This is a genomic window from Hydrogenophaga sp. (assembly GCF_018780075.1).
Lineage (GTDB): Bacteria > Pseudomonadota > Gammaproteobacteria > Burkholderiales > Burkholderiaceae_C > Hydrogenophaga.
On sequence record NZ_JADMKB010000029.1, the window covers coordinates 1 to 18,179 of the forward strand.

Sequence of the window (18,179 nt, forward strand, 5' to 3'; positions counted from 1 at the left end):
AAGAACGTGGACGACGAGCTGGCCACGCAGGCCGGCCCGCAGCTGGTGGTGCCGATCCTGAACGCGCGCTACGCGCTCAACGCCGCCAACGCGCGCTGGGGCAGCCTGTACGACGCGCTCTACGGCACCGACGTGCTGAGCGAAGACAAGGGTTGTGAAAAGGTCGGCAAGAAGGGCGGCTACAACCCCAAGCGCGGCGCCAAGGTCATCGAATACGCACGCTACGTGCTGGACCGCACCGCCCCGCTGAAAAAGGGCTCGCACCTGGGCTCCACCGGCTACAAGGTCAACAAGGACGGTGAACTCGTGGTGAGCCTGGCCGAAGGCGGCACCAGCAAACTGGCCGACAAGAGCCAGTTCGTCGGCTACCAGGGCGAGGCCAAGGCACCGACCGCCGTGCTGCTCAAGCACAACGGCCTGCACCTGGAGATCCAGATCAACCGCTCCACGCCCATCGGCAAATCGGACGCCGCCGGCGTGAGCGACCTCGTGGTCGAAGCCGCTTTGTCCACCATCCTCGACCTGGAAGACTCCGTGGCCGCGGTGGACGCACAGGACAAGGTGCTGGCCTACCGCAACTGGCTCGGCATCCTGCAGGGCACGCTGACCGAAGAGGTGAGCAAGGGCGGCAAGAGCTTCACGCGCGGCCTGAACGCCGACCGCGAATACACGGCACCCAACGGCAAAAAGGGCGTGCGCCTGCACGGCCGCTCGCTCATGTTCGTGCGCAACGTGGGCCACCTCATGACCAACCCCGCCATCCTCTGGGGCGCGGAAGGCAAGGAAATCCCCGAAGGCATCCTGGACGCGATGGTCACCACCACCATCGCCATGCACGACCTCCAGCGCACGAAGAAGGACGCCATCCGCAACTCGCGCAAGGGCTCGGTCTACATCGTCAAACCCAAGATGCACGGCCCGCGCGAAGTGGCGTTTGCCGGCGAGCTGTTCGGCCGCGTCGAGCAGGTGCTGGGCCTGCCCGAGAGCACCGTCAAGCTCGGCATCATGGACGAAGAGCGCCGCACCTCGGTGAACCTCAAGGCCTGCATCGAAGCCGCCGCCAGCCGCGTCGCCTTCATCAACACCGGCTTCCTCGACCGCACCGGCGACGAGATGCACAGCGCCATGCTGGCCGGCCCCATGGTGCGCAAGGGCGACATGAAGACCAGCGCCTGGATCCAGAGCTACGAGCGCAACAACGTGCTGGTGGGTCTGAGCTGCGGCCTGCGCGGCAAGGCGCAGATCGGCAAGGGCATGTGGGCCATGCCCGACCTGATGAAGGCCATGATGGAGCAGAAGATCGCCCACCCCAAGGCCGGCGCCAACACCGCCTGGGTGCCCAGCCCCACCGGCGCCACGCTGCACGCCCTGCACTACCACCAGGTGCTGGTGTCCGACGTGCAGAAGGACCTGGAGAAGATCGACGCAGGCAAGGAGCGCGACAACCTGCTCACCGGCCTGCTGACCATCCCCGTGACCGCCAACCCCAACTGGACCGCGGCCGAAAAGCAGCAGGAGCTGGACAACAACGCCCAGGGCATCCTCGGCTACGTGGTGCGCTGGGTGGACCAGGGCGTGGGCTGCTCCAAGGTGCCCGACATCCACAACGTGGGCCTGATGGAAGACCGCGCCACGCTGCGCATCAGCAGCCAGCACATGGCCAACTGGCTGCACCACGGCGTGGTGACCGAGGCCCAGGTGCGCGAGACCTTCGAGCGCATGGCCGCCGTGGTGGACCAGCAGAACGCGGGCGACCCGTTCTACAAGAAGATGGCCGGCAACTTCGACACCAGCATGGCCTACCAGGCCGCCTGCGACCTGGTGTTCAAGGGCCTCGTCCAGCCGAGCGGTTACACCGAGCCGCTGCTGCATGCCTGGCGCCTCAAAGTGAAGGCAGCGCAGTAAGCCCACCCCCGCGCCGCGCCTGCGGTGCGGCACCCCCACAAGGGGCCACGCGATGCGGTCCGGCAAAACCGGTTGCGCCGCGTTCTGGACAACGTCACACGGCGCCTTCGGGCGCCGTGGTGTTGTCGGGTGTAATCGCGGCATGCGCGTTGCCCGATCCCTCGCCGTCCTGCTCTCCCTGTGCGCCCTGGCCCCGCTCGCCCAGGCCCAATCCCCCTCGTGGAAAACCACCTGCGAGTCGCGCCTGCCGGCCACGGCCATCGAGGTGAAGACGGCGCCCGCGCCCATCCGCTTCACCCACCACCGCAGCGTCGCCGAACTCACGAGCGTGCAGAAGCTGCCGCACCAAGGCTTCCACACGCTGGGGCTGACCGAGATGCGGCTGGGCACCCGCATCGACTACCGCAGCCCCTCGCTGACCCACCCGGACGAGCCGCTGGCCTGCACCCGTCCCCACATCGTCGTCACGCTCAGCCTGGACCCGCACGTGGTGTCGGTCGCGAGCGAATTCCCCGAGGGCGGCTGCGCGCACCGGTCCATCCGCGAACACGAGATGCGCCATGTGAAGGTGAACCAGCACACGCTGGACGACACCGCCACGCGCATGCGCCAGGGGCTGCTGGCGTCCTTCGGGAACAAGGTGTTCTACGGCACGCCCGCCGAGCTGGAGGACCGATTCAACCGGCACATTCAGGGCGAGTGGCTGCCCTGGGTCAAGGCCCAGATGGACCACACGCTGCAGCTGCACCGCGAGATCGACACACCCCAGGAATACGCGCGCAACCGCACGGCCTGCAACGGCGAGATCGCGCGCGTGCTGGACGCGATGCGCTGAGCCGCCGCGGCGGCGGGGTCGTCACGCCAGCGCACGCGCCTGCTGCCGGGCGCGCTGGGTCTGCCCGCCGTAGCCCCAGTCGGTGGCCGGCCGTTCGCGCACCGTCACATAGCTCGCGAGCTCGAAGCCGCCGTCCGGCGCCAGCTGGCGCTGCAGCTCGCGGTACGCGGCGTCGATGAAACGCGCCTTCTCGGCGTCGGTGTTGGTGCCGGCGGTGATGCCGATCTCCAGCAAAGCCGTGGCGCCCTGCACCGCGCCCCCGCCCACCCACCAGCGTGCCCGGGGCAGGTCGTCGATCACCACGGCGGTGACCTCCGGGCGCTTGCCCAGGATGTCGGCGGTGAGGCGGGTGAGCGCGGCGGCCAGGGCCTGGTAGCGCTCGGGGTTTTGCAGCGGGGCGATCTTGAGCATCAAGGTGGGCATGGTCAGGCTTTCTGGGGGTGGGTGGGGATGAAGGGGTGGCGCAGGCGCTGCACGCGCTGCCACAGCTGGCGCGGCCAGGCCTGGCCGAAGGCCCGCAGCGCCCGCCGGCGGTCTTGCACGGCCTGCCGCTGAATGCGGTCCAGCAAGGCCGCATAGGCCCGCGGTGAGAGGGTCTGGTACAGGTGTTCGGTGTGCATGGTGGGCTCCGTTGAAGGGGTGCCTGAACTCTAGGCACCGCCCCTCCGTCGGGAAACGGCGGCGGTGTCAAAACGGTTTTGCGCGCCGCGCAAAGGCCCGTGCAGCGCCCCGCCCCACGGCGGTGGCCTACCATCGCCGCCATGGACGACCTCGCCTTCGACGACCTGAAGCTCTTTGCCCGCGTGGCCGCACTGGGCAGCCTTTCGGCGGTGGCACGCGAGCGCGACGTGCCGGTCAGCCAGGTCTCGCGCGCCCTGACGCGCATCGAAAAAACCTGCGGCGCGCGCCTGGTGCACCGCTCCACCCACGGGCTCTCGCTGAGCGCCGAGGGCGACACCTTTCTCGCGTACTGCCACCGCATCACCGGCGCGCTCGACGAGCTGCAGGGCGAGTTCGCCCAGCACGCGGGCGAGGCCAGCGGGCGGGTGCGCGTGGCGGCCAGCACCGTGATCGCGCAGTACCTGCTGCTGCCCAGCCTGGGCGCGCTGAACCAGCGCCACCCGCGGCTGCGCATCGAGCTGGAGGTGAGCGACCGGCTGGCCGACATGGCCCGTGACGGCATCGACATCGCCATCCGCACCAGCACCGCCCTGCCCGACACCCAGGTGGCGCGCGCGCTCGGCCACCTTGACCGCGCGCTGTACGCCGCCCCGGCCTACGCCGAGCGGGCCGGGTTGCCGCAACACCCGCACGAGCTGCGGCAGCACCGCCTCATCACCAACACCGCCGCACCGCACCTCAACCAGTGGCCGTTCGAGGTGGATGGGCAACCGCTGCAACTTCCAGCCGAGGGGTACTGGTGCACCAACGACACCGGCCTGGCCGCCAACATGGTGCTGCAGGGCCTGGGCATCGGCCGGCTCGCCACGCTCGTGGCGGCACCGCTGGTGCAACAGGGGCTGCTGCTGCCGGTGCTGCCCGCGTTCTCAGACCACCAGCCGGTGCCGCTGTACGCCATCACGGCCAGCGCGCGCCAGCGGCTGCCCAAGATCCGGGCCTGCATCGGGTTCTGGGCCGACTGGATCGCCCAGACACACAAACCTGACGTCACTGCCCCATGAAAACCATCCCCTTGGACTACCTGATCTTCGACGCCAGCGACGATGGCGAGGGCACCGGCACCTGGGAAGCCATGGCCAGCGTGCGGGCGGCCGACCTGCCCGCGGTGCGGGCCGAAGCGCAGGCCGTGCTGGCCGTGGCCGAACGCCGCGCCCCCGGCCCGCGCGGGCCGCTGGACGACGGTGGGGCGTGGGACGCCGATGTGCAGCAGCACACCGACGGCGACTGGACCACGGTGACGCTGACGCTCACCGGCCCCTGGGCCTGGGGCGAGGCGCTGATCGAGGACTTCTGCAGGCGCTGAACCAGGCCCGGTACCCCACCAGGGCGCCGAGGTGGCCGCCCGGAACGCGCCACATGGCGGCACGACCTCAAGTTCCGGGCCAGATGTCCGAAGACCAGACAGGACCGCCCGGCTCCACACCGGGCGAACGGCCACCCCATCTCCAGAGGTTCGCATGAGCAACTTTTCATCCCGCCTGGGCCACTTGTCGATCAAGTCGCGCCTGGTACTGACCGTGGCCATGCTGTTGGTGGCCGGCCTGGTCGCGGTCAGCGCCTTCAACTTCCTGAGCCTGCGATCGACCACGCTGGCCTCGGTGAACGCCTCGGCGCAGAGCCTGGCCCTCGCACGGGCCGAAGGCATCGGCCAATGGATCGCCAGCAAATCCGCTGTCGTGGGCGCACTGCTGCCCGCCACACAGGTGGAAGACCCGATGACGGCGCTGACGCAGGCGGTCAAGAGCGGTGCGTTTGACACCACTTACATCGGCTATCAGGACAAGCGTGCCATCTTCTCGACCCCTCAGAACCTGCCCTCTGGCTGGGACCCCACCGGGCGCCCCTGGTACCAGAAGGCCGCCAGTGGCCAGGGCGTGGTGCTGACCGAGCCCTATGTGGATTCGGACAGCAAGAAGCTGGTGATGACCTTTGCCGCGGCCGACCGCAACGGCAGCGAGATCCGCGCGGTGGCGGCCGGTGATGTGTTCATGGACGTGGTGGCCGCGGCGGTGACCGCCATCAAGCCCACGCCGTCCAGCGACGCCTTCGTGCTGTCGAGCAACGGCAAGGTGATGGTGCACGCCCAACTGGACCGGGTGCTCAAGGATGCGGTCAGCCTGAGCCCGGCGCTCACCCCCGCGGCGGTGGCCGCCCTGGGCGCCGAACTGACCGAGGTGACGATCGACGGCAGCGCCCGATTGCTGACGGCCGTGCCGGTGGCGGGCACCGACTGGAAGCTGGTGATTTCGCTGCACAAGGGCGAGGCGCTGGCGTCGGTGTCGGATTTCCTGATGCGTTCGCTGATCGGCGCGCTGGTGGTCACCGTGATCGCGGCGCTGCTGGCCGGTGTGGTCGTGGCGCGCTCGCTGCAGCGGCTGGACCGGCTGCAGACCGCCATGCAGGACGTGGCCTCCGGCGACGGCGACCTGACCAAGCGGCTGGACGCCAGCGGCCACGACGAGCTGGCCCGCATCGCCCAGGCCTTCAACGCCTTCGTGGACAAGATCCAGGCCACGCTGCGCGACATCGCGTCGGCCAGCGAAGCGGTGCACAACGCCTCGCGCGAGATCGCCACCGGCAACCACGACCTGTCCTCGCGCACCGAGTCGGCGGCGTCGAACCTGCAGGAAACCTCGGCCACGATGGAGGAGATGACCGCCACGGTGGCCCAGTCGGCCCAGTCGGCCCAGGAGGCCAACCAGATCGCGGGCAGCGCCGCCGCCTCGGCCGCGCGTGGCGGCGAAGTGGTCGGCCAGGTGGTCAGCAGCATGGAAGCCATCACCCACAGCTCGCGCAAGATCAACGACATCATTTCGGTCATCGACGGCATCGCCTTCCAGACCAACATCCTGGCGCTCAACGCGGCGGTGGAAGCGGCGCGGGCCGGCGAGCAGGGCCGCGGCTTCGCGGTGGTGGCGGCCGAGGTGCGCAACCTGGCCCAGCGCAGCGCCGAAGCGGCCAAGGAGATCAAGCAGCTGATCGGCAGCTCGGTCGAGAATGTGGAAGCCGGCTCGGCCCTGGTGGGCCGCACCGGCGCGGTCATGGAAGAGATCGTGCAGAACGTGCAGCGCGTCTCGCAGATGATGCAGGCCGTGGCCGCGGCGGCCTCGGAGCAGCGGTCGGGCATCGCGCAGGTGGGCAGCGCGATCAGCAACCTCGACCAGATGACGCAGCAGAACGCGGCCCTGGTGGAGGAGAGCGCGGCCGCGGCCAGCGGCCTGCAGGACCAGGCCGAGCGGCTGTCCCGCACCGTGGGGCAGTTCCGCATCGGCTGATGCGGCTGATGCGGTCGAGGCTTTTTGAACGGACGCCAAGGTGTGAATGCATCGGGCGAGCCCGAGCGCCGCAAGCGGGTTTGCAGGATTCGTTCACACCGGCTCAACGCACCCGCTGCACGTCCAGCAACGACACCGCGCCCACACGGTCCGCTGGATGGCAGGGGATGTGGGATGCGGAGGCACCGCGCCGCGGCGACGGGTCCACGGTGACGCTGACGCTCACCGGTCAGTGGGGCGAGGCGCGGTGGCGCGGTTGGCACCGCACGACTGAAGCGCTGCGGGCGTTGCCTCAGCGCCCTTTGAACACCGCCGCCCGCTTGGCCACGAACGAGGCCACGCCTTCCTTCGCATCCTCGCTGTTCGCCAGGCCTTTCTGCACCGCATCGAACTCGGCCATCGCCACCAGCGGCCCCTGCTCCACCGCCTTCTGCGCATTGAGGCGCGTGGCGACCACGGCCAGCGGCGCCTGCCCGGCGATCTGGGCGGCGATGCGCAGGGCCTCGTCGAGTTCCTGGCCCGCCGGCACGACCCGTTGCACGAAGCGCAGGCGCAGCGCCTCGGCGCTGTCGAACTCGTCGCCGGTCAGCAGGTGCAGCAGCGCGTTGCCCAGGCCAGCACGCTCGGCCATGCGCAGCGTGGCGCCGCCGGTGGCCATGATCCCGCGCTTCACTTCGAGTTGGGAGAACCGGCTGTCGTCCGCCGCCACCACGATGTCGGCCGCGAGCATGAGCTCGATGCCCAGCGTGTAGGTGATGCCTTTCACCGCGACCACCAGGGGCTTGGTGCGTCGGCGCCAGCCGGCGTCGCCGAGGTTGAGCGGGTCCACCAGGCCGAAGGGCACAGCGTACTCGCCGCGCTGCATCAGCGGCGCGAAGGTCGGCAAATCGAGACCGGCGGTGAAGTGGTCGCCGTGCGCGTGCAACACGCCCACGCGCAGCGCGGGCTCATCGTCGAGCCGGGTGTAGGCCTCGGCGAGCGCGCGCATCATGGCCGGCGTGAAGCCGTTGCGTTTGGCCGGGCGGTCAATGCCGATCAGCAGCACGGCGCCGCGCGCCTCCGTGGTGATGCGGCCTTCGGGTGGCGTGGGGGCGGTGTTCATGGCCGCATGGTAGACAGCCACTGCCGGCCGCCCGCGTCACGCAGGCGTCAAGGCCTGCGCTGCACTCAGCGGATGCCCTGCACGTCGAGCGGCGTCACGGCGCTGGCCTGGTGGCCCCAGCGCTGGCGGATGAAGCTGGTCACGGCGGCGATCTCGGTGTCGTTCAGCAGGGTGCGGAACGGCGGCATGCCGTAGGGCTGGGGGTGGCCGGCGGTGGCGGGCGCGAAGCCGCCGCCGAGCACGGCCTGCACCGCGTTGACCGGCGAGACCAGTTGCACCGCGCGGTTGCCCGCGAGCGGCGGGTAGGCCATGCCCCTTCCGCTTCCAGTCAGGCCCTCACGCGCAGCGCCCTGGCCCTGTTCGCTGTGGCAGTCCAGGCAGTGCTGTTTGTAGACCTTCTCGCCCAGTTCGAGCTGGGCCGACGGCGCGGCGGGGGCGGCCGGTGGCAGCGCCACGGGCAAGGCCTGGGCCGTGAGGTATTGGCCGATGGCGCCCAGGTCGGCGTCGTTCAGGTGCTGGGTGCTGTTGAACACCACCTCGGCCATCGGCCCCATGGCCGAGGCGCCGGCGGTGACACCGGTTTTCAGCAGTTCGATGGTGGAGGCGCCGGGTGTCGCCGACGGCCCGGCCTCGTGCGCGGCGCGCAGCGAGGGCGCGTACCAGCCGCGACCGGGCATGAGGCCGCCGTCGAGCGCGCGGGCGCTGTCCACCCCGCCCAGCGCGTCGCGCGGCGAGTGGCAGGCGGCGCAGTGGCCCAGGCCCTGCACCAGGTAGGCGCCCCGGTTCCATTCGGCGCTCTGCGACGCATCGGGCTGGAACGCGGTGGGCTCGAAATACAGCTCGCGCCAGACCGCGAGCGCGGCCTGCGTGTTGTAGGGGAAACGCAGCGCGTGAAGCTGGTTGGCCTGCGCGACCGGTGGCAGGCTGCGCAGGAAGGCGTGGAGCGCGTCGCTGTCGTCGCGGGTGATGCGCGAGAAGCTCTCGTAGGGAAAGGCGGGGTAGAGCAGGCGGCCGTCGCGCGACTGGCCATGCTGCATGGCGCGCCAGAAGGCGTCGGCGCTCCAGCCGCCCAGGCCAGTGGCGTCGGGCGTGAGGTTGCCCGCGAACACCGTGCCGAAGGGCGTCTCGACGCCGCGCCCGCCCGCGTAGGGCTCACCACCGCGCGCGGTGTGGCAGGCGGCGCAGTTGCCGGCGCGCGCGAGGTAGGCGCCGCGCTGGACCAGCGTGGGGTCGGCGGGGGCGGGCTGGGCGGTCAGTGGCGGCAAGGCCTCCACGCTGAGCTGCCGCCCCACCATCACCGCGAGCGCGATCAGCAGCAGCACGGTCGCGCCCAGCGCGATGGCAAGCAGGCGGCGCACCGCCGTGCGGTTCACATCGCTCATTGGTCCGCACTCCCGCAACGCATCGGCAAGGGCCGGGCCGACGGCGCGACGGCGTGGGTGTCGGCTGGCAGCGGCTGCGCCGAGAGCCAGGTGGCGAGCGCGCCCACGTCGTCGGGCGTCAGGCGCTTCGCGATCTGGGCCATGCAGTCGGGCGCGTGCGCGTGGCGCAGGCCGGTCTGCCAGGCGCCGAGCTGGCCGATCAGGTAGTCGCGCGGCAGGCCGAGCAGGCCGGGGATGGCGGGCTGCATGCCGGTGAGCGCGTCGCCGTGGCAGGCCGCGCAGGCGGGCAGCTGGCGCGCCGGGTCGCCGCGCCGGATCAGCGCCTCACCTCGCGCGAGCTCATCGCGCGGCGCGTTGACGGTCTGCGGCGGCGGGTACGGCAGATCGAGGCCCGCGAAGTGGCTGGCGATGTCGCGCAGGTAGGCGTCGGGCAGGTGATCGAGCAGGTTGGCCATGCCGGGGTTCTGGCGCCGGCCGTCGCGGAAGTGCGTGAGCTGGTTGTAGAGGTAACCCGACGGCTTGCCCGCGATGCGCGGGAAGTAGCCGGCGTTGGTCGCGCGGCCCTCTTTGCCGTGGCACAGGGTGCAGGCCATGGCGCGCTGGGCCAGGGTGTCGGGCACGGTGCGCAGCGGCTCGGCGGCGGTCGCTGCGCCGTGCCAGAGCAGGGCCGCGAGGACGAGGACAATGGAGGTTCGAAGGAGGGGCATGGGCGCTTTGAAAGTACCACAGGCGCCGGGCCCATACACTGACCAGATCGCGCCTTTTCCATGCAGACCAGCCCCTTGCCCCACACCACCACCGACCCCACCCGCTGCCCGCTGTGCGGCGGCGACAACCGCTGCGCGATGGAGGTTGAGAAGGCCACGGGCGAACCCCAGCCGCCGTGCTGGTGCGTCACCGAAACCTTCAGCCCCGACCTGCTGGCGCGCCTGCCCGAAGCGGCACAGGGCCAGGCCTGCATCTGCGCGCGCTGCCTCGCCCGCTTCAACACACGGCTTACCCCATGAACACCCTGCTGGCCTGGCTCGACCGTTTCCCGCTGGCATTGCTGATCGCCCTGGCGCTCTGGCTGGCGGTGGCACCCATCGTGCCCGAGCCGCACCTGATCGAGAAGCTGCGCATGCTCAGCGAGGGCACACTGACCCAGCCCATCGACATCTTCGATCTGCTGCTGCACACCGTGCCGCTGCTCCTGCTGGCCGTGCGCCTCTGGCGCAACGCCAGGCGCGGCCGGGGCTGAACGCCAACGCTCGCAAGAAGCGCCGCGGCACAGGGCACCGCCGGGCCGGCTTTGCCGGACGGCCAGTGCCGTCCCCTTGAGGGGGTCGCGCGCAGCGCGGCGGGGGTGGTCCTAGTTCACGGCAAACGCCAGCACCAGGGCGCCCAGCGCCAACAGGCCCAGCGCGCCGATGAACACGTTTTCGCCCCAGGCCTCGAAACGGAAGCCGCCGTCGTGCACGCGCATCGAGGCGAACGAGAGCACCGCGCTGACGAGGAACACCAGCGCGTCCACCGCCAGCAGCTTGTCGACCACCACCCGCCCGGCGCTGAAGGGGCTGAGCAGGCTGATGTAGAGCGCCGTCAGGCAGACACCGATCATGGTGGCCGAGGTTGGCAGGATGTGGGCCGACAGCCCGGTGCCACGAAGCACCCGGCCCGGCCCCTCGTTTCCGGCGGCCGACATCATCCGAGGCGCACCGGCACGAAGATGGTGTCGCCGTCGCGCCGGATCAGCAGCGCCACCGACTTGGCCGACTTCGCCACCGCCGCCCGGACCTGGTCCACGCTCTGCACCGGCGTGCCGTTGACCGCCATCAGCAGGTCACCCGGCTGCACGCCGGCCAGCGCCGCCGGCCCGCCCACGTCCTCCACCACCAGGCCCGCGCCGACCCCGGCCTCGCGCTTCTCCTGGGGCTGCAGCGGGCGCAGCGCCAGACCGAGCTTGCCCTGGCCCACGCCGCTGTCGGCCTGCGCCACCGCGGCCTTCTTGTCGCTGGCGTCGCCCAGTTTCGCGGAGAGTGTCTCGGTCCGGCCCTGGCGCCAGACCTCCAGCGACACCTGGCTGCCCGGGGTGGACTGCCCGATCAGGGCCGGCAGGTCGCCCGAGGCCACGATGCGCTGGCCGTTCACCTGCCGGATCACGTCGCCCGACTTCAGCCCCGCCTTGTCGGCCGGGCCGCCGGGCTCCACGCTGGAGACCAGCGCGCCCTCGGGCCGGTCGAGCTTGAAGGAGTCGGCCAGGGTCTGGTTCACCTCCTGCACCGACACGCCCAGGCGCGCGTGGCTGGCCTTGCCGGTGGCCACGATCTGGTCCTTCACCTGGCTGGCGAGTTCGATGGGGATGGCGAACGACAGGCCCTGGTAACCCCCGGACTGGCTGTAGATCTGCGAGTTGATGCCCACCACCTCGCCGCGGCTGTTGAACAGCGGCCCGCCCGAGTTGCCCGGGTTGACCGCCACGTCGGTCTGCAGGAAGGGCACGAAGCTGTCGTCGGGCAGCGAGCGGCCCTTGGCGCTGACCACCCCGGCGGACACGCTGTTCTCGAAGCCGAAGGGCGATCCGATGGCCAGCACCCACTCGCCCACCTTGAGGTCGCGCGCGCTGCCCAGCGGCACGGTGGGCAGCTCCTTGGCGTCGATCTTCAGCACGGCCACGTCGGTCTTCGGGTCCGAGCCCAGCACCTTGGCCTTGAACTCGCGCCGGTCGGTGAGCTTGACGATGACCTCGCTGGCGTCGCGCACGACGTGGGCGTTGGTGAGGATCAGGCCGTCGGCGCTGACCACGAAACCCGAGCCCTGACCGCGCACCGGGGTGTCACGCTGGCCTCGCTGGCCACCACCCTGGCCCTGGAAGCGGCGGAAGAACTCAAAGAACGGATCGTTCGGGTCGATGCCGGGCGGCAGGCCGGGTGCCACAGCCGTCTCTTCGCCCTCGGCGGACGCTTTGCGCACGCCGCTGACGCTGATGTTGACCACGGCCGGACCGTAGCGTTCGGTGATGCGCGAAAAATCGGGCGCGCCCTGCAGGTTGGCCGGCTGGGCCACGCTGGACGTGGACGTGGACGTGGACGTGGACCTGGACGTGGACGTGGACGTGGCCGGTGCACTGGCCGGCGCTGCCGCCCGCGCGGGGCCGCCGGCCATGTAGGTCGCCCCGGCGCCGCCGAGCAGACCGGCGGTGAGCAGGGCGAGAACGAGGCGGGTGGGGGTGAGGGTTCGGGTGTTCATGGGTGCTCCTTGTGAAGCCATGGGTTGGCGATGGCGTCACTGTCGGCGCAAACACTTAGACCAGGCTTAGGGCCAGCGTCCAGGACGGGCCGTGCACGGGTGGCGACATGGCACACTGAATCCATGCCACACCACCCGATGCACGGCCTGCACTGGTCCGCCAGCTTCAGCGCCTGGCAACGCCAGGCCGCGGCCCTGCTGCCCGCGCTGCTGGTCGGCGGCGCGGCCGCAGCGTGGCTGGGTGCCGCTGGCGCCACGCCCTGGCTCTGCGGCTGGGTGGTGTACTGCGCGGTCTACAACGGGCTGGTCTGGCGCCTGGCCAGGCACCTGGACGCAGCCGCCACCCACCGGCGTGCGCGCTGGGAGGACCCGGGCGCGGCGATGCTCTTCGTGCTGGTCACCAGCGCGGCCTGCGCCAGCCTGCTGGCCGTGGCGATGGCGGTGGACAGTGGCCGCCAGCTGCAGGGCTGGCCGCGGGCCGCGCACCTGGGACTGATGCTGCTGTCATTGGCCGGCGCCTGGCTGCTGATCCAGTCGGCCTTTGCGTTGCACTACGCGCGCGCCTACTACCTGCCGCGCCAGGGGGACCACGAGCCCACGCGCGGCCTGGCCTGGCCCGGGGGTGAAGACCCCGACTACCTCGATTTTTTCTACCACAGCGCCATCGTCGGCATGACCTCGCAGGTGGCCGACGTGACGGTGCAGAGCCATGCCATGCGGCGCCTGACGCTGCTGCACGGCCTGCTGTCGTTCGCCTTCAACCTGATCGTGCTGGCGATGGCGGTGAACGTGTTCGCCACCGCGCTGGGTTAGGGTCTGTTCAGCGGAAACGCCACGCGCACGCGCAAGCCCCCGAGCGTGGGCGAAGCGTCCAGCTGCAGCTTGGCACCGTGCAGATCGGCCACCGCCTTGACGATGGCCAGCCCCAGGCCACTGCCCGTGGACGCCGCCTCGGGCAGGCGGTAGAAGCGGTCCAGCACACGCTCGCGCTCGGCCTCGGGAATCCCCGGCCCGCTGTCTTCCACGCCGAGCACCAGCGTGCCCGCACCGGCCCGCAGCGCCACATCGACCCGCCCTCCTTCGGGCGTGTACTTGACGGCGTTCTCCAGCAGGTTGCGCACGAGGATGCGCAGGGCTTCCGCGTGGCCGTTCACCTGCCCGGCGTCGGCCTGGGTGAGGCCCATGTCGATGCGGCGCGTTTGGGCCGCCGGCGCCATGTCGGTCACCGCGCTGCGCACCAGCTCGTCCAGCGCCACCGGCTCGGGCCGCACGCCCGACGCCGCGCGGGCCTGCTGGCGCGCCAGCACCAGCAGCTGCTCGATCAGCCGCGTGGCACGGTCGATGCCCGAGCCCAGGCGCTCCAGCGCGCGCTCGCGCGTGGCGTCGTCGGGCGCGCGCTGCAGGCCCTGAACCTGCAGCTTGAGCGCGGCCAGCGGCGAGCGCAGTTCGTGCGCGGCGTCGGCCACGAAACGCTGCTGCGCGTCAAACGCCAGGGCCACGCGCCGCAACAGGCCGTTGAGCTCCTGCACCAGCGGGCGCACCTCGTCGGGCAGGCCGGTCTCGGCGACCTCGGTCAGGTCGTCGGCCTGGCGCTCGGCCACCTGGCGCTGCACGCGCGCGACCGGGGCCAGCGAGCGGCTGACCACCCAGCCCACCAGCCCCATGAGCAGCGGCGCCAGCAGCAGGATGGGCAGCGCCGTGCGCAGCGCCAGCGAACCGGCCATGCGCTGGCGCACCGACATGTCCTGCGCGACCTGGATCACGAAGCTGCGCGCCTGCAGCGAGTACACGCGGTAGCGCGTGCCGTGCGCGCCCACGTCGTCAAACCCGAGCACCGCGCGCTGCGGCAGCTCGGCACGCGCGGCCGACTCGAACACCCGCACACCGTCCAGCGTCCAGATCTGCAGCACGAAGTCGAAGTCCTGCTCCTCGGCGGGCAACGGGATCACCCCGGTCGCCAGCGCCTGCGGCAGGCCGGCGCGCAGCGACAGCGCGGTCTGCTGCATGTGGTAATCGAAGATCTGGTCGGCCTCGGCGCGCGCCGCCCGGTACGCCAGCGCCGCCTGCAACACCGCCGTGGCCAGGATGGCCAGCAGCACGAAGACCAGCAGCCGGGCGCGCAAGGAAGACAGGAAGCGTGTCATGCAGCTTCGCCCCCATGCACCAGCCGGCTCGACGTGACTTCACCCAGGGTGCCGTGGAACCGGCTTCGCCGGGCCACAGGCACCGTCCCCCCACCGGGGGGAAGACGCGAAGCGGCGCAGGGGGGGCTCATGGTTTGGGCACGAAGTAGCCCACACCGCGCACGTTCTGGATGATGTCCGGCCCGAGCTTCTTGCGCAGGCCGTGGATGTAGACCTCCACCGCGTTGCTGCTGACCTCGTCTTTCCAGCTGTAGAGCTTTTCTTCCAGCTGCGCCCGCGAGAGCACCAGGCCGGGCCGCGCCAGCAGGGGTTCGAGCACCGCCCATTCGCGCGCCGACAGCACCACCGGCTGGCCGTTCACCGTGACCTCGCGCGTCGCGGGGTCGATGCTCACGCCCTGGTGTTCGTACACCGGCTCGGCACGCCCGGCGGCGCGGCGCAGCAGGGCGCGGATGCGCGCCAGCAGTTCGTCCAGGTCGTAGGGTTTGAGCACGTAGTCGTCGGCGCCGGCGTCCAGCCCCTCGATGCGCTGCTGCACCGAGTCGCGCGCGGTGGCGATCAGCACCGGCAGGCGGTTCTTGCGCGCACGCAGCGCCCGCAGCACCGAGAGGCCGTCGCGCCGGGGCAGGCCGAGGTCGAGCAGCAGCAGGTCGTAGTCCTGCGTGCACAGGGCCGTGTCGGCCGTCTCGCCGTCCTTCACCCAGTCCACCGCGTAGTGTTCGGCGCGCAGCAGATCGAGCACGGACTCGCCGATCATGGTGTCGTCTTCCACCAGCAGCAATCGCATGAAGGTTTCCTTGTGGGGCTGGGGCGTCACCGCCCTCCCGGCCATTCTGCCAGCGCACCCGGCGCCATTCTTAGGTGATTCTTAGGCGGGTCACAGGCCACACCACGCACCCCGCTTTTCGCGGGCGGTTATCGTTGCGGCATCGACCGCCCCGCACCATGACCCTGCCCCCCGACCATTCCCTCCCTGCGCTTCGCGCGCGCTACGGCGAGCGCTACCGCTGGCTGCTGCTGCTCTCGGTGATGGTGGGCACCATGGCCTCGATCATGTCGTCGACCATCATCAACGTGGCCATCCCCGACATGAGCCAGCACTTCACGCTCGGCCAGGAGCGCGCCCAGTGGGCCGCCTCGAGCTTCATGGCGGCCACCACGGTCTCCATGCTCACCACGCCCTGGCTGCTCGCGCGCTATGGTTACCGCAGCACCTACGCCGGCTGCATGTGGCTGCTGATGGCCGGCGGCATGGCCGGGGGTTTCGCCAACTCGTTCGGGTTGGTGCTGGCCGCGCGCGTGGCCGAAGGCCTGGCCGCAGGCGTGGTGCAACCCATCCCGGCCATCATCATCCTGCGTGCCTTCGAGCCGCACGAGCAGGGCCGCGCCAGCGGCATCTTCGGCATGGGCGTGGTGCTCGCGCCCGCGATCGGCCCCAGCATCGGCGGCGTGCTGGTCGACGTCTTTGGCTGGCGCTCGATCTTTTTCATGGTGGTGCCGTTCTGCATCGCCTCGCTGTGGCTGGCGCGGCGCTTCGTGCCCACCACCTCGCCAGGCGGACTCGCAGCCAATCGCCAGGGCGCCAGCCTGGACTGGCGTGGCCTGCTGCTGGCCGCCGTCGGCACGCTGTGCCTGCTCAATGGCCTGGTGCAGCTGCAGGGCGGCACAGTGCTGAGCGCAGCGGCTCTGCTGGGCGGCGCTGCGTTGCTGCTGGTGGCCTTTGTCGTGCTGCAGCGGCGCACGCTGAAAAGCCGCCAGCGCCACCCCGACCAGGGCGTGGACCCGCTCATGAACCTCTCACTCTTCAAGGACCGGCGCTTCGCCATGGGCAGCATCGTGGCCTTCATCTACGGCATCGCGCTGTTCGGCTCCACCTACCTGCTGCCGGTCTACATGCAGATGGGGCTGGGCCTGTCGCCGTCGTATGTGGGCAGCATCCTGCTGCCGGCCGGGCTGGTGCTGGCCGTGACCATCGCCATCGTGGGCCGCCTGACCGACCGCCAGCCCACGCACCGGCTGGTGAGCATCGGGCTGGTGGCGCTGACCGCGTCGTTCGCACTCATGGTCACCATCGACCCCGGCCGGCCCGCGCAGGTCATCCCCTTGCTGGTGACCTGGGCGATCCTCGGGCGCATCGGGCTGGGCTTCATCCTGCCCTCGCTCAACATCGGCGCCATGCGCGGACTGGAGCGCGGCCTCATTCCGCAGGGGTCGAGCGTGATCAACTTCCTGCGCATGCTCGGCGGCGCGGCGGGCGTGAGCCTGTGCGGCATCGTGCTGGAGTGGCGGCTGGCCGCGCACGGCGTGGTGCTGACGACACCGGGCAACATCCAGGCCCGCATCGCGGCCTTTGACGAGACCTTCCTGATGCTGGCCTGCATCTGCGCGCTCGCGCTGATCGCGGCCTGGCGGGTGCGCGAGGAACGCTGACGCGGGTCAGGTCGTGCGCTCGAAGGGCTCGACCCGCCCGTGCACGAAATGCAGCTTGCGGACCACCGTGTCCGACAACACGAACGGATAGAAGTCGGGCAGCCCCATGCTGCGCGACAGCTCGTTGAGCACGGCCGTCAGCCGGGTCCAGGCGTTGAGCATGGCCAGAAACACCTCGGCCTCGGGGGAAGGTTCTTCCTGCAGCACCGAGGGCAGGTAGTGCAAGGCGTCCACATCGACCTCGTCCGGCGCCATGCCGAAGCTCACCGCCGTGTCCAGCGTGTCGCGCATGTGCAGGTAGTGCGCCCAGGTCTCGGCCCAGTCTTCCCACGGGTGGGCGCTGGCGTAGCTGGAGATGTAGGCACCGGACCAGCCCGGTGGCGCCCCTTGCTGGTAGTGCGCGTTCAGCGCGGCAGCGTAGTCCTGCTGCTCGTCACCGAACAGCGCACGAAACCCCTGAAGGCAAGGGTCGTTGCGGACCAGCCGGTCCCAGAAGTGGTGCCCCACCTCGTGGCGGTAGTGCCCGAGCAGCGTCCGGTACGGCTCGCGCATCTGGCTGCGGACCTGCTCGCGGTAGGCGTCGTCGGCCTCGGCCAGGTTGAGGGTGATCACGCCCTGGGCGTGCCCCGTCAGCACCTGCGCCTGCCCGGGGAGCGACACCAGGGTGTCGAACACCAGCCCACCCGGACCGCCGTCCTCCGACAGCGGCTCCACCGGCAGCCCCAGGCCGATCAGCTGCGACACCAGGCGGCGCCGCGCCAGCTCGACCTTGCGCCAGGGTTCGTGGTTGCGCTCCAGGCCGAGGTCCGGGATGACGCGGTTGAGGCGGCACGCCACGCAGGAGCAGTCCGCCGCCCCGATGGAGCCGTCGTCGCGCACCAGCCAGTTGCACAGGGCTGGCGTGCCCATCTGGGCGCAGCGCCGGTAGCGCTGCAGGGGCGCGTCCCCGCTCTCTGAACCCTGCGGCGCCACCGCGTGCCACACCCCGGGTTCGGCGTCGGGCTCGATGGCCAGCACCTGGCCCAGCCAGGGGTCGAAACCCAGCGCCCGCCCACATTGCAGGCAGGTGTTGTTGCGGAAAAAAACCTGGGCGCCGCAGGTGCAGCGGTAGGCCCGCGCGGTGCTGGGGTGCAGGCGCAGAGAAGCGGAAGCCGGTGGGGTCATGGGGCCTGAGGTGAGAACAATGCCCGCATGTTC

The 18,179-nt window shown here is 70.8% G+C and carries 19 protein-coding genes; 9 read left to right on the top strand and 10 right to left on the bottom strand.

Annotated features, from left to right (window positions below; translation table 11 throughout):
* Both IV088_RS06760 and IV088_RS06765 read left to right on the top strand, forming a co-directional pair.
* Positions 1 to 1,905: malate synthase G (locus IV088_RS06760; RefSeq protein WP_291099524.1), on the top strand; the 1,905-nt coding region annotated here is incomplete at its 5' end.
* A gap of 142 nt (positions 1,906 to 2,047) precedes the next feature.
* A complete protein-coding gene (locus IV088_RS06765) occupies positions 2,048 to 2,740 on the top strand; it encodes a hypothetical protein (protein ID WP_291099527.1) in 693 nt (230 codons plus the stop codon).
* Between the two features lie 21 nt (positions 2,741 to 2,761).
* On the opposite strand, the gene IV088_RS06770 is transcribed toward IV088_RS06765, so the two are convergent.
* Positions 2,762 to 3,163: a tautomerase family protein gene (locus IV088_RS06770; RefSeq protein WP_291099530.1), complete on the bottom strand. Its 402-nt coding sequence runs from the start codon at positions 3,161 to 3,163 to the stop codon at positions 2,762 to 2,764.
* Between the two features lie 2 nt (positions 3,164 to 3,165).
* Positions 3,166 to 3,360, bottom strand: coding sequence for a hypothetical protein (locus tag IV088_RS06775; protein WP_291099533.1), 195 nt, complete (start codon positions 3,358 to 3,360; stop codon positions 3,166 to 3,168).
* A 141-nt stretch (positions 3,361 to 3,501) separates the two neighbouring features.
* Here IV088_RS06775 and IV088_RS06780 point away from each other — a divergent pair, with 141 nt between their 5' ends.
* From IV088_RS06780 to IV088_RS06790, 3 genes are all read left to right on the top strand, one after another.
* Positions 3,502 to 4,422: a LysR family transcriptional regulator gene (locus IV088_RS06780; protein ID WP_291099535.1), complete on the top strand. Its 921-nt coding sequence runs from the start codon at positions 3,502 to 3,504 to the stop codon at positions 4,420 to 4,422.
* 5 nt (positions 4,423 to 4,427) lie between these two features.
* Positions 4,428 to 4,724 carry a hypothetical protein gene (locus tag IV088_RS06785; RefSeq protein WP_291099649.1) on the top strand — a complete coding sequence of 99 codons (297 nt, stop codon included), beginning with the start codon at positions 4,428 to 4,430 and terminating at the stop codon, positions 4,722 to 4,724.
* A 154-nt stretch (positions 4,725 to 4,878) separates the two neighbouring features.
* Positions 4,879 to 6,696: a methyl-accepting chemotaxis protein gene (locus IV088_RS06790; RefSeq protein WP_291099537.1), complete on the top strand. Its 1,818-nt coding sequence runs from the start codon at positions 4,879 to 4,881 to the stop codon at positions 6,694 to 6,696.
* A gap of 292 nt (positions 6,697 to 6,988) precedes the next feature.
* Here IV088_RS06790 and IV088_RS06795 read toward each other — a convergent pair whose 3' ends face one another.
* From IV088_RS06795 to IV088_RS06805, 3 genes are all read right to left on the bottom strand, one after another.
* Positions 6,989 to 7,798 carry a crotonase/enoyl-CoA hydratase family protein gene (locus IV088_RS06795; RefSeq protein ID WP_291099540.1) on the bottom strand — a complete coding sequence of 270 codons (810 nt, stop codon included), beginning with the start codon at positions 7,796 to 7,798 and terminating at the stop codon, positions 6,989 to 6,991.
* A 65-nt stretch (positions 7,799 to 7,863) separates the two neighbouring features.
* Complete coding sequence (locus tag IV088_RS06800; protein ID WP_291099543.1) at positions 7,864 to 9,180, bottom strand: cytochrome c; 1,317 nt, start codon at positions 9,178 to 9,180, stop codon at positions 7,864 to 7,866.
* Positions 9,177 to 9,887, bottom strand: coding sequence for a cytochrome c4 (locus tag IV088_RS06805; protein WP_291099546.1), 711 nt, complete (start codon positions 9,885 to 9,887; stop codon positions 9,177 to 9,179). Before IV088_RS06805 ends, IV088_RS06800 begins: the two co-directional genes overlap by 4 nt.
* Before the next feature lie 60 nt (positions 9,888 to 9,947).
* On the opposite strand from IV088_RS06805, the gene IV088_RS06810 reads away from it, so the two are divergent.
* Complete coding sequence (locus IV088_RS06810) at positions 9,948 to 10,187, top strand: cysteine-rich CWC family protein (RefSeq protein ID WP_291099549.1); 240 nt, start codon at positions 9,948 to 9,950, stop codon at positions 10,185 to 10,187.
* Positions 10,184 to 10,420 (top strand): hypothetical protein, encoded by a 237-nt coding sequence (locus IV088_RS06815; RefSeq protein WP_291099552.1) that lies wholly within the window; start codon positions 10,184 to 10,186, stop codon positions 10,418 to 10,420. Before IV088_RS06810 ends, IV088_RS06815 begins: the two co-directional genes overlap by 4 nt.
* A gap of 111 nt (positions 10,421 to 10,531) precedes the next feature.
* Here the strand turns inward: IV088_RS06815 and IV088_RS06820 are convergent, their stop codons facing one another.
* Complete coding sequence (locus IV088_RS06820; protein WP_291099555.1) at positions 10,532 to 10,864, bottom strand: hypothetical protein; 333 nt, start codon at positions 10,862 to 10,864, stop codon at positions 10,532 to 10,534.
* Positions 10,864 to 12,408, bottom strand: coding sequence for a Do family serine endopeptidase (locus IV088_RS06825; RefSeq protein WP_291099558.1), 1,545 nt, complete (start codon positions 12,406 to 12,408; stop codon positions 10,864 to 10,866). The genes IV088_RS06820 and IV088_RS06825 overlap by 1 nt, the downstream gene beginning before the upstream one ends.
* Before the next feature lie 123 nt (positions 12,409 to 12,531).
* On the opposite strand from IV088_RS06825, the gene IV088_RS06830 reads away from it, so the two are divergent.
* Positions 12,532 to 13,221 (top strand): DUF1345 domain-containing protein, encoded by a 690-nt coding sequence (locus IV088_RS06830; protein WP_291099561.1) that lies wholly within the window; start codon positions 12,532 to 12,534, stop codon positions 13,219 to 13,221.
* Here the strand turns inward: IV088_RS06830 and IV088_RS06835 are convergent.
* Together IV088_RS06835 and IV088_RS06840 are read right to left on the bottom strand one after the other, a co-directional pair.
* Positions 13,218 to 14,552 (bottom strand): ATP-binding protein, encoded by a 1,335-nt coding sequence (locus tag IV088_RS06835; protein WP_291099564.1) that lies wholly within the window; start codon positions 14,550 to 14,552, stop codon positions 13,218 to 13,220. The genes IV088_RS06830 and IV088_RS06835 overlap by 4 nt on opposite strands.
* A gap of 127 nt (positions 14,553 to 14,679) precedes the next feature.
* Positions 14,680 to 15,339 (bottom strand): response regulator transcription factor, encoded by a 660-nt coding sequence (locus tag IV088_RS06840; protein WP_291099569.1) that lies wholly within the window; start codon positions 15,337 to 15,339, stop codon positions 14,680 to 14,682.
* A 158-nt stretch (positions 15,340 to 15,497) separates the two neighbouring features.
* Between IV088_RS06840 and IV088_RS06845 the strand changes: the two genes are divergently transcribed.
* Positions 15,498 to 16,982, top strand: coding sequence for an MFS transporter (locus tag IV088_RS06845; RefSeq protein WP_291099572.1), 1,485 nt, complete (start codon positions 15,498 to 15,500; stop codon positions 16,980 to 16,982).
* 6 nt (positions 16,983 to 16,988) lie between these two features.
* On the opposite strand, the gene IV088_RS06850 is transcribed toward IV088_RS06845, so the two are convergent.
* Entirely contained in the window at positions 16,989 to 18,146 is a 1,158-nt protein-coding gene (locus tag IV088_RS06850; protein WP_291099575.1) for a putative zinc-binding metallopeptidase, read from the bottom strand.
* Positions 18,147 to 18,179: the final 33 nt, after the last annotated feature.

What these genes read in the sequence shown, in the direction of transcription:
- IV088_RS06765 (WP_291099527.1), top strand. Translation starts at nt 2,048, where the DNA reads ATGCGCGTTGCCCGATCCCTCGCCGTCCTGCTCTCCCTGTGCGCCCTG.
- IV088_RS06770 (WP_291099530.1), bottom strand. Translation starts at nt 3,163, where the DNA reads ATGCCCACCTTGATGCTCAAGATCGCCCCGCTGCAAAACCCCGAGCGC.
- IV088_RS06775 (WP_291099533.1), bottom strand. Translation starts at nt 3,360, where the DNA reads ATGCACACCGAACACCTGTACCAGACCCTCTCACCGCGGGCCTATGCG.
- IV088_RS06780 (WP_291099535.1), top strand. Translation starts at nt 3,502, where the DNA reads ATGGACGACCTCGCCTTCGACGACCTGAAGCTCTTTGCCCGCGTGGCC.
- IV088_RS06790 (WP_291099537.1), top strand. Translation starts at nt 4,879, where the DNA reads ATGAGCAACTTTTCATCCCGCCTGGGCCACTTGTCGATCAAGTCGCGC.
- IV088_RS06795 (WP_291099540.1), bottom strand. Translation starts at nt 7,798, where the DNA reads ATGAACACCGCCCCCACGCCACCCGAAGGCCGCATCACCACGGAGGCG.
- IV088_RS06800 (WP_291099543.1), bottom strand. Translation starts at nt 9,180, where the DNA reads ATGAGCGATGTGAACCGCACGGCGGTGCGCCGCCTGCTTGCCATCGCG.
- IV088_RS06805 (WP_291099546.1), bottom strand. Translation starts at nt 9,887, where the DNA reads ATGCCCCTCCTTCGAACCTCCATTGTCCTCGTCCTCGCGGCCCTGCTC.
- IV088_RS06810 (WP_291099549.1), top strand. Translation starts at nt 9,948, where the DNA reads ATGCAGACCAGCCCCTTGCCCCACACCACCACCGACCCCACCCGCTGC.
- IV088_RS06815 (WP_291099552.1), top strand. Translation starts at nt 10,184, where the DNA reads ATGAACACCCTGCTGGCCTGGCTCGACCGTTTCCCGCTGGCATTGCTG.
- IV088_RS06820 (WP_291099555.1), bottom strand. Translation starts at nt 10,864, where the DNA reads ATGTCGGCCGCCGGAAACGAGGGGCCGGGCCGGGTGCTTCGTGGCACC.
- IV088_RS06825 (WP_291099558.1), bottom strand. Translation starts at nt 12,408, where the DNA reads ATGAACACCCGAACCCTCACCCCCACCCGCCTCGTTCTCGCCCTGCTC.
- IV088_RS06830 (WP_291099561.1), top strand. Translation starts at nt 12,532, where the DNA reads ATGCCACACCACCCGATGCACGGCCTGCACTGGTCCGCCAGCTTCAGC.
- IV088_RS06835 (WP_291099564.1), bottom strand. Translation starts at nt 14,552, where the DNA reads ATGACACGCTTCCTGTCTTCCTTGCGCGCCCGGCTGCTGGTCTTCGTG.
- IV088_RS06840 (WP_291099569.1), bottom strand. Translation starts at nt 15,339, where the DNA reads ATGCGATTGCTGCTGGTGGAAGACGACACCATGATCGGCGAGTCCGTG.
- IV088_RS06845 (WP_291099572.1), top strand. Translation starts at nt 15,498, where the DNA reads ATGACCCTGCCCCCCGACCATTCCCTCCCTGCGCTTCGCGCGCGCTAC.
- IV088_RS06850 (WP_291099575.1), bottom strand. Translation starts at nt 18,146, where the DNA reads ATGACCCCACCGGCTTCCGCTTCTCTGCGCCTGCACCCCAGCACCGCG.